Source organism: Avibacterium sp. 20-126 (assembly GCF_044358625.1).
In the GTDB taxonomy this organism is placed as follows: Bacteria; Pseudomonadota; Gammaproteobacteria; order Enterobacterales; family Pasteurellaceae; genus Avibacterium.
The window spans coordinates 444,765-458,978 of sequence record NZ_CP091457.1 but is presented as its reverse complement, the minus strand read 5'-3'; the positions used below and the strand labels follow the sequence as shown (position 1 = coordinate 458,978).

General features: G+C 40.4%; 11 protein-coding genes and 1 tRNA gene. 3 read left to right on the top strand and 9 right to left on the bottom strand.

Annotated elements, in window-relative coordinates:
* Nucleotides 1-53 precede the first annotated feature (53 nt).
* From manZ to L4F91_RS02230, 3 genes are read right to left on the bottom strand one after another with little or no spacing between them, the layout of a single operon-like run.
* The gene (gene manZ, locus L4F91_RS02240; RefSeq protein ID WP_250364164.1) at nt 54-884 is read right to left on the bottom strand and encodes a PTS mannose transporter subunit IID; all 831 of its coding nucleotides are present in this window, start codon (nt 882-884) and stop codon (nt 54-56) included.
* Between the two features lie 15 nt (nt 885-899).
* Nucleotides 900-1,697, bottom strand: coding sequence for a PTS mannose/fructose/sorbose transporter subunit IIC (locus L4F91_RS02235; RefSeq protein WP_250364163.1), 798 nt, complete (start codon nt 1,695-1,697; stop codon nt 900-902).
* Nucleotides 1,698-1,713: 16 nt separating this feature from the next.
* On the bottom strand, nt 1,714-2,688 hold the full coding sequence (locus L4F91_RS02230) for a mannose/fructose/sorbose PTS transporter subunit IIB (protein ID WP_250364162.1): 975 nt from the start codon (nt 2,686-2,688) through the stop codon (nt 1,714-1,716).
* 239 nt (nt 2,689-2,927) lie between these two features.
* Here L4F91_RS02230 and L4F91_RS02225 point away from each other — a divergent pair, with 239 nt between their 5' ends.
* Together L4F91_RS02225 and aspA are read left to right on the top strand one after the other, a co-directional pair.
* Nucleotides 2,928-3,719: a Cof-type HAD-IIB family hydrolase gene (locus L4F91_RS02225; RefSeq protein WP_250364161.1), complete on the top strand. Its 792-nt coding sequence runs from the start codon at nt 2,928-2,930 to the stop codon at nt 3,717-3,719.
* 160 nt (nt 3,720-3,879) lie between these two features.
* The gene (aspA, locus tag L4F91_RS02220) at nt 3,880-5,307 is read left to right on the top strand and encodes an aspartate ammonia-lyase (RefSeq protein ID WP_250364536.1); all 1,428 of its coding nucleotides are present in this window, start codon (nt 3,880-3,882) and stop codon (nt 5,305-5,307) included.
* Between the two features lie 339 nt (nt 5,308-5,646).
* Here aspA and L4F91_RS02215 read toward each other — a convergent pair.
* Nucleotides 5,647-5,736 (bottom strand) — tRNA-Ser (locus L4F91_RS02215).
* A 165-nt stretch (nt 5,737-5,901) separates the two neighbouring features.
* On the bottom strand, nt 5,902-8,745 hold the full coding sequence (gene rne, locus L4F91_RS02210) for a ribonuclease E (RefSeq protein WP_395897028.1): 2,844 nt from the start codon (nt 8,743-8,745) through the stop codon (nt 5,902-5,904).
* Between the two features lie 435 nt (nt 8,746-9,180).
* On the opposite strand from rne, the gene rluC reads away from it, so the two are divergent.
* Nucleotides 9,181-10,158 (top strand): 23S rRNA pseudouridine(955/2504/2580) synthase RluC, encoded by a 978-nt coding sequence (gene rluC / locus L4F91_RS02205; RefSeq protein ID WP_250350840.1) that lies wholly within the window; start codon nt 9,181-9,183, stop codon nt 10,156-10,158.
* A gap of 62 nt (nt 10,159-10,220) precedes the next feature.
* Here the strand turns inward: rluC and clpX are convergent, their stop codons facing one another.
* From clpX to lysM, 4 genes are all read right to left on the bottom strand, one after another.
* The gene (gene clpX / locus L4F91_RS02200) at nt 10,221-11,453 is read right to left on the bottom strand and encodes an ATP-dependent protease ATP-binding subunit ClpX (protein ID WP_250350841.1); all 1,233 of its coding nucleotides are present in this window, start codon (nt 11,451-11,453) and stop codon (nt 10,221-10,223) included.
* A gap of 3 nt (nt 11,454-11,456) precedes the next feature.
* The gene (clpP, locus tag L4F91_RS02195; RefSeq protein ID WP_265748358.1) at nt 11,457-12,059 is read right to left on the bottom strand and encodes an ATP-dependent Clp endopeptidase proteolytic subunit ClpP; all 603 of its coding nucleotides are present in this window, start codon (nt 12,057-12,059) and stop codon (nt 11,457-11,459) included.
* A 173-nt stretch (nt 12,060-12,232) separates the two neighbouring features.
* Nucleotides 12,233-13,531, bottom strand: coding sequence for a trigger factor (gene tig / locus L4F91_RS02190; protein ID WP_395897025.1), 1,299 nt, complete (start codon nt 13,529-13,531; stop codon nt 12,233-12,235).
* Between the two features lie 196 nt (nt 13,532-13,727).
* Complete coding sequence (lysM, locus tag L4F91_RS02185) at nt 13,728-14,171, bottom strand: peptidoglycan-binding protein LysM (protein ID WP_250364157.1); 444 nt, start codon at nt 14,169-14,171, stop codon at nt 13,728-13,730.
* Nucleotides 14,172-14,214: the final 43 nt, after the last annotated feature.

Here is a 14,214-nt window from a genome sequence, read left to right as displayed (position 1 = left end):
ATTCACTATAATAAAAAAGCGGCTTTTTAACACCGCTCTTTAGTGACGTTTGATTAGGCTAAAATACCAAAATAATATCCCACAATGCCTACACCGAATAAAGCAAAAATAATGTACATTGCATTAATTTTTTTCTGTAATAAGTACATACATAAGAATGTTAAACCTAACGCTGCAAGCCCGGGGAGCAGTTCATTTAATACGCTTTGTACTGTGGTAACAACCTCTTGCCCTTGCGAATTTACATAACGCGATAATTCAAGTGGAATATTGATGGTTGTCCATTTGGATACCAATGCCCCCATTACAAATAAACCGAGAATAGATGCTCCTTGCGTTAATTTTTGTAAGCGGCCGCCACCCATATCTTGCACGATTTCCGTTCCTTTGGCATACCCATAATGAAAACCATACCAACGGGTTAAAGCACGGAAAATATTAATGCCGATGAAGAATAATAATGGTCCTAACAGGCTGCCACTAATAGCTAGCCCAGCACCTAATGCGGCAAGGACAGGGCGTAATGTTCCCCAGAAGATCGGATCACCAACGCCTGCGAGTGGTCCCATAAGCCCGACTTTCACCCCACTAATCGCCGCATCATCAATATCTGTCGCTCCGTTAGCACGTTCTTGCTCCATTGCTGCAGTAACCCCAATGATTGATGAGGCGACCCAAGGTTGAGTATTAAAAAATTCAAGGTGGCGTTTTAATGCATCGGCCTGCTCTTCTTTTTTGCTGTATAACCGTTTGATTGCGGGGATCATTGATACACAAAATCCCATTGCCTGCATACGCTCAAAGTTAAATGAGCCTAATAAAAATGTAGAACGCCAGTAAGTGCTACGAATATCTGCTTTAGTTAATTGTTTTTTCTCTGACATAATCAATTCCTTCTCTTATAGACCTTCAAGTTCATCATCAGCAAGTTCTTTTTTCACCTTTCCTACTGGCAAGGTTGCCTGATTAAAACGCGGATTTAATTGGATATAAATTAATGCTAAACAAGCCCCTAATAACCCTAAGCCCACAAGGTTATAATTAGAGAAAGAGGCAATTACAAATCCCACAAAGAAAAATGGCATTAATGCTCCAGCACGCATCATATTAATCACCATTGCATATCCCACAACAACGATAAAGCCCCCTGCAATTTGTAAGCCACGCGTTACCACTTCAGGAATTGCGTCTAACGCACTGGTTACAGTATCTGTACCTGCTACTAATGCAACAAAGAAAGTAGGAATAGCTACCCTCAATGCCTGTAATGCTAAGCCTGAGAAATGGCACAATTCAATGCCTCTGAAATTTGCTTCTTTGGCAAAATCATCTGCTTTATGTTGTAAGAAAATCGTGATTGTTCGCACAAAAATAGTTAGCACCTGCCCTGCCGCTGCCACTGGAATTGCAATGGCAATGGCTGTGCCTTTATCTTGTCCACCTTTTATCACCAAAATAGCAGCAATCACAGAAGCTAATGCAGCGTCTGGTGCCATTGCAGCCCCTACATTCATCCAACCAAGCGCCAACATCTCAAGTGTTCCACCAATAATCACGCCAGAGGTAATATCTCCTAGCACTAAACCGATCAAGGTACAAGCGACTAACGGGCGATGAGTTTGTCTTTCATCTAATACGCTCCCCATACCGCAAATAGCGGCAACGAGGGTAACGAGGATAATTTCCATAGTTGTCATAAATAAGTCCTCTTAATTAAAATTTTAATGCATCAAGTTTTTGTTTAGTTAATGGCTCTTTTGGACTACTTGCCACTTGCTGCAAGCTAAGCTCAACCCCTAAATCTAATAATTTGTAAAATGCGTCCACATCTTGTTGGTTTACTGTCACTGCTTGTGAAAGCTGTTGATTGCCTTCTTTGTAGGTCATCCCCCCCACATTCACTTTATCCACTTTTACACCGCCTTCAATTAAGCGAACAATATCTGTCGGATTAGTAACAAGCCACAGGATATTTTTCCCAGCATATTTAGGGTTGTGGTAAACCTTAATGGCTTTTTCTACGGGAATCACATAGGATTTCAAATGTTCTGGTGCAACTTGCAAGAGCAAATCACGACGGATAGGATCATCAGCAACCTCATCACTCACTGCAAAAATTGCCTCACACTTCACTGATTTTGCCCAAGAAGTTGCCACCTGACCGTGAATTAACCGACTATCAATACGCAATAATGAAATATTCATATTGCCAGAAGGTGCGGTGCTTTTTTCTGCTGTTTTTGTTGCCTCAGCCGTTACAGCCTGCGGTGGTTCAGCCTGTTTTTTCGTTGTTTTTTCAGGCTGGAAGGATCGTACAGCGGCCACGCCCACTTCTTTTGCGGTATTTACCAGTTCATCAAGCGCAACAGAATCTTTAGCATCTAGCACTTCAAGAAGCATTGGTAAATTCACCCCTGTTACAATATCCGTATTTTCTCCACGTGTTGTGGCAACACGGCTTGCCGCGTTATACGGGCTACCACCAAATAAATCCACCAAAAATAAAACAGGTTCATTTTCTGGTAATTGCGCAATAATCGTTTGGTATTTCTCGATTAAATGCTCACCACCCTCACCCGGTAAAAAGGTTACAACGTGGGTATTTTCATCTTCGCCGTAAACCATTGCCGCTGAATTTACCAGTTCTTCTGAAAATTTACCGTGCGTTGCAACAATAATATGGGTCATATAACCTCCAAATTGAATTGAAAAAACGTTTCAGCAAAATAAAAAAAAACAATGCAACCGTTTGCAATGCCTTGGAAGTGTAATCCTAATTTTTAGTAGATTAAATGTCTTTTTGCTGGAAATATGATCTACATCACAAAAAGAAACAAAGAAGAAATAAGCTATTTATTGAGCCTTTACTTTTTAATGGGGGATTTTTAGAATGGAAATGCAATTTGTCTGGAAAAGGAGTAATCGCAATGGCATATAAAATGATTTTCTCGGATATGGACGGCACCTTACTCAATAGCAAACATCAGATTAGTCCAACAACCTCCCAAGCCATACAAAATATTATGCGAAAAAACATTCCCTTTATTCCCGTATCAGCCCGCCCACCTTATGCCATTTTGCCCTATATGAAGCAGCTTTGTAATGATAATGAGATCATTTGTTATAGTGGCGCATTAATTTTAGATAAAAATCTCACCGCACTTTATTCTATTACCTTAGAAAATACGCTTTTACCCCAGCTAGAACGTATCTTAGACCATAATCCCGCTCTTTCGGTGAGCTATTACTCTCATCTTGATTGGTTTAGCACAAACCTAAACAACAGTTGGATTAAGCAAGAAAGCGAAATTACCGGGCTAATAGCAAAAGAAAAACCGCGACATTTAAGCAATATACATAAAATACTATTAATGGGAGACGCAGCCTATATTGAGCGAATTGAACCCTTACTCAAACAACAATTTCCACAGCTTGCTATCCACCGTTCTAAGAAAGAATATTTAGAGATAATGAATAAGGCTGCAACCAAGGCCAATGCCATTCAATTTATGGCACAAAGAGCAGCGGTAGATAAAGCTGATATTATTGCATTTGGTGATAATTTTAATGATCTTGATATGCTGCAATATGTAGGATTAGGAATCGCAATGGGAAATTCACCAGATGAAATTAAACGTCTTGCCAAACAAATCACCGCAACCAATGACGAAGACGGTATTGCGTTAAGTCTCAAGCAAATTTTTTCGCTTTCGTCTTAACGCCATAAAATAGCTCCCCATATTAAAGCACAAAAAAATCTAATTCTAACGATAAATTAATATCTTAGATCCCTTTTACACAATGTGATCCAGCTCAATTTTTGCGTCTAATGAAATCACTATAATGGTTTCACAAACAACCTCACATAAGGAAATTATGATGCAAAATACACGTATTGAAATAGATTTATTAGGTGAACGTGAAGTACCCAATGAGGCTTACTGGGGCATTCATACTTTGCGTGCAATGGAAAATTTCAACATTTCAGACAAAACGATTTCTGATGTACCCGAATTTATCCGCGGAATGGTTATGGTGAAAAAAGCCACCGCACTTGCTAATGGTGAGTTAGGTGCGATTCCGAAAAAAATTGCTAATGCCATTGTTAAAGCCTGCGATGAAGTGCTAGAAAATGGACGTTGTATGGATCAATTCCCAACTGATGTATATCAAGGTGGTGCTGGGACTTCTGTCAATATGAATACGAATGAAGTCATTGCCAACCTTGCGTTGGAATTATTAGGGCATAAAAAAGGGGAATACGATATTATCAACCCAATGGATCACGTTAATGCCAGCCAATCCACCAACGATGCCTACCCGACAGGTTTCCGTATTGCGGTATATAACAGCATTATGCACTTGCTGAAAAATATCCGTTATCTACAAAAAGGGTTTGATGCAAAAGCAAAAGCTTTTTCTCATGTACTTAAAATGGGGCGTACTCAGTTACAAGATGCTGTTCCAATGACTGTAGGGCAAGAATTTAAAGCCTTCTCCGTGTTATTGGAAGAAGAAGTACGCAATCTAAAACGCACCGCAAAGTTATTACTTGAAGTCAATCTCGGTGCAACAGCAATCGGCACGGGTTTAAATACACCTGAAGGCTATGCAGAATTAGCAGTGAAATATCTCGCTGAAGTGAGCCAATTACCTTGCGTACCTTCGGAAAACTTGATTGAAGCCACTTCTGACTGTGGGGCTTATGTAATGGTTCACAGTGCTTTAAAACGTACTGCAGTGAAATTATCCAAAGTATGTAATGACTTACGTCTTCTCTCTTCTGGTCCACGAGCAGGTTTAAATGAAATCAATCTACCTGAATTACAAGCGGGTTCATCCATTATGCCAGCGAAAGTAAACCCTGTTGTACCAGAAGTGGTAAACCAAGTCTGTTTTAAAGTGATCGGTAACGATACCACTGTAACCTTCGCTGCCGAAGCAGGCCAATTACAGCTTAATGTAATGGAACCTGTCATTGGTCAAGCAATGTTTGAATCCATTGAGCTTCTTAACAATGCGTGTGTGAACTTACGTGATAAATGTGTGAATGGTATAACTGTCAATGCAGATGTGTGCCAAAACTATGTCTTAAATTCCATTGGCATTGTGACTTATCTCAATCCATTTATTGGTCATCATAATGGGGATATCGTCGGTAAGATTTGTGCTGAGACAGGGAAAAGTGTACGCGAAGTAGTACTAGAACGTGGCTTGCTGACAGAAGCGCAACTTGATGATATTTTATCGCTAGAAAACCTAATGAATCCACGTTATAAAGCAATGCGCTTTACTGAAGAGAAATAAGCGCATTAAATTAAATCATCAAGTGCGGTGAAAAATGACCAAATTTTTCACCGCACTTATTTTTTTAATGAATGAAAAGGTTTGGTTACTAAAAATATCGCTAAGGCAATAATATTTGCCATTTGAAGAACTTTTCAAAATTTCCAATCTGCTTATTTCTTTGAATAAAGGTTTTTTATTATACAAATAAGTCTTTATGTCAAAAGAAATGACGTATAGGTATGCATATTAAGTTGTCTCTATATTGCCTTATTTTGATTGAAAAAAGATAAAGAGAAAATAATAGAAAATTTAGGTAAAGAAAAAGCCCTCTTCTTTAAGAGGGCTTTTTCAAAAATTTGGCGGAGGAAGTGAGATTCGAACTCACGGAGGGCGTAAACCCTCGCCGGTTTTCAAGACCGGTGCCTTCAACCACTCGACCATTCCTCCGTGATTTAAGCGAGGTGAATAATACGAATTTTGCTATACCAAGTCAAGCAGGAAAATAAAAAATTAATTTGATTGCTTTTTTTTACAGCAACTTGTTTAGCACTTAAACAAAAAACCGAGCATTAAAACAATTAATGCTCGGTTTTATTTCTACCAAAAGAAGAATTATTCTTCCGCTACTGCTTTAGTTGGCTCGGAATAAACGTGGCTAATCGCACTATGATGACCTGCCGAACCACGCCCATAAAAATAATAGCGCGACTCTTTCCATTCAACGATTGGGTAAGCCGTATTTTCACTTTCAATCGCTTTCGCTAATGTCATTTGTGCTTTAGTATGTTGAACGGCTGATACCGTACCTAAACGCCCAGTAAATTCATAAGTGCGGTCAGTTTTTTCCTCAATTTTTTCTGATTGAGGTAAATTTTCTACTGCATTTGCCGTTGGCTCCGCACTCGCTGAATTCAAACGTTGTAAAGAGGCTTGTACTTTTTTCTCCACAGATTCATTTGCCGGCTGAGTAACAAATCCAGCTAAGGGTTTAGGCTCGTCAGTATTGCTTTGCACGATTAATTTCGTTGCAGGCGTGATCACTTCTGCTTCTGCTTTATTATTTTGTTGTTCAAGCAATTCATCGACAGACAAAAATGCGTTGCCTTTATTATTGGTGAAGGCACTACTATCAATCCACACTTTACCACTTGCTAATTCAGGCGATGCCACGGCGGAAAATAATGGCATTGGTGATTTTTCTTCACCTTGCGATTGACGGCGACGACGAGGGTTATTCACACGTAAATGGCGTGGTAAACGGCGGCGATTATCACGCTGTTTTTCACCGTTATCTGTATTCACCTCAATATCAACAACAGGGGCGACCACATTATTTTCTACGGGGCTTACTTCAACCATATCTTTGGGAGCAGTTTCCACTGCTATTGGATGCGTTTCCACCGTATCTGTCATTTCTGTTATTGGGGCAATAGGGGCTTGAACGTCGGCAACACGCACTTTTTTACGTAAATCACGGCGCTGACGACGTGGCTGAACCTGTTCAACCACTTCCTCGATCACTTTCGTTTCTGCAAGGTTAGTTTGGTAGTTGTCATCAATCTGTGCTTTTTTTGCCTTACGAGAGGAACGGGCCTCTTGATCTAGCGCTTTATCTTGACGCTTATCTTCCATATTACGCCCGCTTTCATTACGATTACGTCGCGTGTTACGACGCTCTTGATTGCGGCGGCGGTTATTTTTATTGGAACGATTTGGCGTTTTCTTTGTTTCTTTTTCTTCCACAAAGAGCGCTTTAATTTTTGCTAGAATGCGAGAAATAAGTGAAGGTTTATTTTCCTTCTTCGCCACAGGCATTGGTGCCGGCGTTTCTATCGCGAGAGAAACTGCAGCATTTTCCAACACACTTTCCGTGGTTACTGCTGCCGTTTCAATATTACGCGTAACTAAAGATTCTTCTGCAATAAAGCTATCCTCTTTGTCTTGATGCAATTTGGCTAAATTATAACTTAGCTCATTCACATCCTCCCCTTCGCGTACTCGGAACACGCTGAAATGTGGGGTTTCCATTGCTTCATTTGGGGCAACCACAATATCTACATTATGGCGTTTTTCAATGCTACTAATGGCTTTACGTTTTTCATTTAATAGGTAAGATGCAATCTGAACAGGCACAATGGTATGTACCTGTTTGGTATTTTCTTTGATTGCCTCTTCTTCCAATAAACGCAAAATGGATAACGAAAGTGATTCATTATCACGAATTTTCCCCGTACCTTGACAACGTGGACAAATGTGGTGAGAAGATTCCCCTAAAGACGGGCTTAAGCGCTGACGGCTCATTTCCAATAGACCGAAACGAGAAATACGGCTAATTTGGATTCGCGCACGATCTTGGCGTACCGCATCACGTATGCGATTTTCTACTTCACGTTGATGACGAATTGGGGTCATATCAATGAAGTCAATCACAATTAGCCCACCTAAATCGCGCAAGCGTAATTGGCGCGCAATTTCATCTGCGGCTTCAAGATTGGTGTTGAGTGCGGTTTCTTCAATATCACCACCACGGGTTGAACGTGCCGAGTTAATATCGATCGCCGTGAGTGCTTCTGTCACATCAATGACAATAGAGCCGCCCGATGGTAAGCGCACTTCTCGTTGAAATGCTGATTCAATTTGCGATTCAATTTGATAATGGCTGAATAGTGGCACTTCCCCCTGATAGAGTTTGACACGATTGATAAAATCAGGTCGAACTAACTTAATATGGGCTTTTGCTTTTTCGTAAATTTTTTGGTTATCAATCAAAATTTCGCCAATATCACGGCGTAAGTAATCACGAATCGCGCGTACAATCACATCACTTTCTTGGTGAATTAAGAAAGGAGCAGGACGGCTTTCAGAGGCTTGTTTAATGGCTTCCCAGTGGTGTAAAAGCACTTTTAAATCCCACTGTAATTCCTCAGGGGATTTGCCCACACCGGCAGTGCGTACGATTAACCCTACGCCGTCAGGCACATCAAGAGAGCTTAAGGCTTCTTTTAATTCTAAACGTTCTTCCCCTTCAATGCGGCGAGAAATCCCTCCCGCTCTTGGGTTATTTGGCATAATCACCAAATAGCTACCCGCTAAGGAAACGAAGGTGGTCAGTGCTGCGCCTTTATTACCACGTTCTTCTTTGTTGACTTGAACGATGACTTCTTGCCCCTCGTGCAAAATATCACGAATATTTGGACGACCTTGATAAACATAATCAGCAGGGAAGTATTCACGGGCAATTTCTTTTAAAGGTAGGAAACCGTGGCGTTCTGCACCGTAATCCACAAAGGCAGCTTCTAGGCTAGGTTCAACGCGGGTGATACGGCCTTTATAGATATTGGCCTTTTTTTGTTCGTGACCCGGATTTTCGATATCCAAGTCAAATAGGCGTTGTCCATCAACGAGGGCAACACGCAACTCCTCTTTTTGGGTTGCGTTAATTAACATTCTTTTCATTCGATTTTCTCTTATATTTTCATTTTAAATTTGTCATAAAAAACCACCGCACTTTGGCTTCGCAATCGACCTCGTGTCTGTCGCAAAATGTCATTCTCTCGACTGTCAGTTGCTGGGTGCATTGATTGCGTTATCGAAACATAATTTTCGATACAAACAAAATGATTGAAATATTATTTTGCAAGCGTGGATGATTTTTATCACTCTTAATTGTCCATTTTTCTGTTATCGCTGTAACAAAATCAAATTGGACAAATTTATTTTATAAAACAACGTCTTATGCCGTTTACTGCGTTATTCCTAAGGTTATCTCATTTTTCCCAGTAAGCTGGCAAAAATTCGCTCTATTATCTAACGATAGGGATTTTTTAGCAAGGTAAATCCGCGTATTTATGCTATAATCCGCTCAATTTAGCAAACGATAAAATGAAACCAATGTTTAACAAAACTGATGAAAAAATTGTAAATCCTCGCGTAACAATGTTGCAGATTAGTGAAGATGAAGCAGGGCAACGCATTGATAACTATCTGTTAGCTAAGCTCAAAGGCGTGCCAAAAAGTTTAATCTATCGCATTTTACGCAAGGGTGAAGTGCGGGTGAATAAAGGGCGAATTAAGCCTGAATACAAATTGCAAAGTGGTGATATTGTGCGCGTACCGCCAGTTCGTGTGAGTGAGAAAGCCCAAGCCCCCGTATCAAAAAAACTGAATAAAGTCGCCCAATTAGAGCAACAAATTATTTTTGAAGATGAGGCTTTATTGGTACTGAATAAACCTTCTGGCATTGCAGTACACGGTGGCAGTGGATTAGATTTTGGTGTGATTGAAGCCTTGAGAGCATTACGCCCTGAAGCCCGTTTTTTAGAATTAGTACACCGCTTGGATCGTGATACCTCGGGCATTTTATTAGTAGCGAAAAAGCGTTCTGCGCTACGTCATTTGCACGAGCAACTGCGTAATAAAACCGTGCGTAAAGACTATCTTGCTTTAGTGCGTGGGCAGTGGCAATCTCATTGCAAAGCCATTAAAGCCCCGTTACTGAAAAATGAATTAGCGGGTGGAGAACGAATTGTGCGCGTCAGCGAACAAGGAAAGCCCTCAGAAACCTTATTTAGTATTGAAGAACGCTATGACAACGCCACGTTAGTGAAAGCCTCTCCTGTGACAGGACGAACGCATCAAATTCGTGTGCATACGCAATATGCAGGTCATCCCATTGCCTTGGACAGCAAATATGGGGATAAACAGTTTGACAGCCAAATGGCGGAATTAGGCTTAGAGCGGTTATTTTTACACGCCTACTCGATCCGCCTAGAACATCCAAAAACTCAAGAAACATTAACGATCACCGCACCACTTGAGAATACGCTCAAAGCGATTTTAAAACGCTTACGCCAACAAAAATTTAGCTAAAAATAAGTGCGGTAGAAAAAATTGAAAAATTTCTACCGCACTTTGTTTTAAGCGAATCTCACTTAAGATTTATAAATCATTTTCGGGGGTTCGTTAGCGACGACTGTATTTTCATCAATAACTACTTTTTCAAGGTTTTCGATTGATGGCAAGTCATACATTGTGTCAAGCAACAACCCTTCCACAATAGCGCGTAAACCACGCGCACCTGTTTTACGTTCAATGGCTTTCTTCGCCATTGCGACTAAGGCTTCGTGAGTGAATTCAAGGGTTACTTCTTCAAAACCAAATAAGGCTTGATATTGCTTAGTGAGTGCGTTTTTCGGCTCGGTGAGAATTTGGATCAAGGCGTCTTCATCCAATTCCGCCAGCGGTGCAATGACAGGCAAACGTCCGATAAATTCTGGAATTAAGCCAAATTTCATTAAATCGTCTGGCTCAACTTGGGTGAATAATTCCGTTAGGGTGGCTTTGTTATCCTGCCCTTTCACTTCTGCCCCAAAACCAATACTACTTCCAACGTGAACACGTTTTTCTACGATTTTCTCTAAGCCTGCAAATGCCCCTCCACAAATGAACAAGATTTTAGAGGTATCAAGACGCAGCATTTCTTGCTGTGGATGTTTACGTCCGCCTTGTGGTGGAATAGACGCAACGGTGCCTTCAATTAATTTAAGCAAGGCTTGTTGCACGCCTTCGCCAGATACGTCGCGGGTGATTGAGGCATTTTCTGATTTACGGGTAATTTTATCAATTTCATCAATGTAAATGATGCCTTTTTCTGCTTTTTCGATGTCATAATCACAGTTTTGCAATAATTTTTGCAACACGTTTTCGACATCTTCTCCCACATATCCAGCCTCAGTTAAGGTGGTGGCATCAGCCATTGCAAAAGGCACATTCAAGGTTCTTGCTAACGTTTCCGCGAGCAACGTTTTGCCGCTTCCTGTTGGTCCAATCAGCAAAATGTTACTTTTACCTAATTCAACTTCATCAGATTTATACCCAACTTGTTGGCGTTTATAATGATTATATACCGCTACCGCAAGCACTTTTTTCGCATAATCTTGCCCGATCACATAATCGTCCAAGTGCGCGCGAATTTGGTGTGGAGTTGGTAATTCTGTGGTTTTATTCGCTTCAGCTTGCTCTTGCTTTTCTGCATCAACAAGCAAATTATGACAAAGCTCAATACATTCATTACAAATTGCGCCGTCTTCTCCTGCGATCAATTTTTGTACTTCACTGCGTTCTTTGCCACACATTGAGCAATGTGGCTGTTTTTCTGTTGTCATCGCTTATTCCGTTTCTCTTTTTACTAGTACTTCATCAATTAAACCGTATAATTTTGCCTGTTCTGCTGACATAAAATTATCACGATCCGTATCTTGTTCTACTTTCTCAAAAGGCTGTCCTGTGTGGAATGCTAATCTTTCATTCAGCGTACGCTTAATTTTTAAGATTTCTTGTGCGTGGATGTGAATGTCAGAAGCTTGTCCACGGTATCCGCCTAAAGGTTGGTGAATCATCACGCGGGCATTTGGCAATGCGGCACGTTTCCCCGGTGCGCCCCCAGCTAATAAAAATGCGCCCATTGAGCAAGCTTGTCCAATACATAGGGTACGCACATCCGGTTTAATAAATTGCATAGTGTCATAAATTGCCATTCCTGCCGTCACTACGCCGCCGGGTGAGTTGATATAAAGACTAATATCTTTATCTGGGTTTTCTGATTCTAAAAACAGCAGTTGGGCCACGATTAAATTGGCCATATTGTCTTCAACTTGACCGCTTAGAAAAATAATACGCTCTTTTAATAAACGTGAGTAAATATCGTAAGAACGTTCGCCACGCGCGGTTTGTTCAACCACCATAGGAATTAAAGCCATCGTATTCTCCATCGGTTTTCCTTTTTTATCAAAAAGTTATAAAAATTATAGCAAATTGAATTTAACCCATTGGCTTACACTGAATTAAGTTCAATCCACTTGATTGTGATAAATTATATAACAAAAGTGCGGTCATTTTTGTGAAAAAAAACGACCGCACTTTGAAATCAATGAGTTACAGCAAATTATGCTTGTGGATTCATTACTTCATCAAATGATGCTGGTTTTTCAGTTACCTGTGATTTCGCTAACACGGCATCAATCGCTTGATCTTCTAAAACAACGTTACGAATATTGTTCATTAATTCTTTGTTGTTTTTATAATATTCCACCACTTCTGATGGTTGTTCGTAAGCAGATGCAATATCTTGAATCATTGCGTCAGCGCGCGCTTCGTCTGCTTTTAATTCATTTGATGCAATCACTTCAGAAAGTAATAAACCAACTTGAACGCGACGTTTTGCTTGCTCTTCAAATAATTCACGTGGTAATTGTGCCGCTTGTTGCTGATTTCCACCAAAACGTTGTGCCGCTTGCTGACGTAAAACCTCAATCTCTTGCTCAACCGCAGCCGCAGGAACATCAATTGGGTTTTGTTCAATTAACCCTTCAATAACTTGGTTTTTCACGCGTGCAGTTAAGGCGTTTTTCAACTCACGTTGCATATTTTTGGCAATCTCTGTGCGTAAATCTGCCACAGTTTTGGTATTTGGACCAAATTTCGCTACAAATTCATCCGTTAATTCTGGTAATACCATCACTTCTACTTTTTTCAACGTAATAGCAAATTTTGCCGCTTTACCTTTTAAGTTTTCAGCGTGATATTCTTCTGGGAAGGTGACATCAATATCAAATTGATCACCCGCTTTATGACCAATAATGCCTTCTTCAAAGCCCGGGATCATTCGACCTTGTCCCATTGCTAATACGAAATCAGTGGCTTTTCCGCCCTCAAATTCTTCACCATCAACGGTACCAACAAAGTCGATTGTGACACGATCATCTGCTTTTGCTGGCTCTTGGGTTTCTTCCCAAGTTGCTTGCTGTTTGCGTAACACATCAACCATTTTATCAATGTCTGCTTCATTGATTTCAACAACCGGTTTTTCTACTTTAATTTGATCTAAACCTTTCAACTCCACTTCTGGATATACTTCAAAGGTTGCTGTGAAAACAAGATCTTTACCCGCTTCAAACTGTTCAACGTTGAAACTTGGACGACCAGCAAGATTTACTTTGCTATCAACAAGTACATTGAAGAAGTGTTTCTGTAATAAATCACCTAATACATCTTGACGCACAGATGCCCCAAAACGTTTTTCAATAATATGTGGGGGAACTTTACCTTTACGGAAACCATCTACGCGTGCATTTTTTGCTACACGTTTTAATTCTTCACGCACCGCTTGATCTACGGTTTCAGCAGGAACGGTGATAGCGACACGACGCTCAAGACCTTGAGTTGTTTCAATATTAAATGACATTATGTTACCTCAAAATGAATTTGCACTCGGCGAATACTAACACCGAACACGTTAGTAAATAAAAGTTAAAAAGACATCAAATTATAGCGATACAACGCTCGCCCGTCGAGATATTGAGAAATAAAAAACCACAACTGGCTATTTTTTACACTAAAAAAGAAAAGCCTTACAAAATAAGGCTTTTGCGTTAGTGTTATTAAAGTGATTTTGGTAAACGAATTTTCTGTCCCGGAAAGATCTTATCCGCATCTTTGATCACTTCTTTGTTTGCCTCAACAATCGCGGTGTATTTTGCACCATTCCCATAGGTTTTTTCTGCAATTTTCCAAAGGGTATCGCCTTTTTGGATCACATAAAACTCTTCATCAGTAGCTAAATGCTCACCGTTCTCAATCGCTACCCCCTCGACATTCACCGAATTAATGCCTACCACGTTGCCCGCCATTAAAATGGCTTTTTCCAATGCTTCTGCTGATGTGGCATTGCCTTCAATTTTCGCCACCCCCTCTTCGACTTTGACAGAAAGATTTTCCACGCCCGGATTATCTTCTGCAATGTGTTTTTCCACGGCTTCAGAGGCATCTTCTTCTTTTGAGAAAAGTTTTCGACCGATGTCACCAACAAAATCAAATAAACCCATTTTTTGCTCCTTATTTATAAAACATTGAGTTCGGCTGCTAACC

Coding starts and splice junctions, on each gene's coding strand:
- L4F91_RS02235 (WP_250364163.1), bottom strand. CDS start 1,697: ATGACAACTATGGAAATTATCCTCGTTACCCTCGTTGCCGCTATTTGC.
- manZ (WP_250364164.1), bottom strand. CDS start 884: ATGTCAGAGAAAAAACAATTAACTAAAGCAGATATTCGTAGCACTTAC.
- clpP (WP_265748358.1), bottom strand. CDS start 12,059: ATGGAGAATACGATGGCTTTAATTCCTATGGTGGTTGAACAAACCGCG.
- L4F91_RS02225 (WP_250364161.1), top strand. CDS start 2,928: ATGGCATATAAAATGATTTTCTCGGATATGGACGGCACCTTACTCAAT.
- L4F91_RS02230 (WP_250364162.1), bottom strand. CDS start 2,688: ATGACCCATATTATTGTTGCAACGCACGGTAAATTTTCAGAAGAACTG.
- clpX (WP_250350841.1), bottom strand. CDS start 11,453: ATGACAACAGAAAAACAGCCACATTGCTCAATGTGTGGCAAAGAACGC.
- rne (WP_395897028.1), bottom strand. CDS start 8,745: ATGAAAAGAATGTTAATTAACGCAACCCAAAAAGAGGAGTTGCGTGTT.
- rluC (WP_250350840.1), top strand. CDS start 9,181: ATGTTTAACAAAACTGATGAAAAAATTGTAAATCCTCGCGTAACAATG.
- lysM (WP_250364157.1), bottom strand. CDS start 14,171: ATGGGTTTATTTGATTTTGTTGGTGACATCGGTCGAAAACTTTTCTCA.
- tig (WP_395897025.1), bottom strand. CDS start 13,531: ATGTCATTTAATATTGAAACAACTCAAGGTCTTGAGCGTCGTGTCGCT.
- aspA (WP_250364536.1), top strand. CDS start 3,880: ATGCAAAATACACGTATTGAAATAGATTTATTAGGTGAACGTGAAGTA.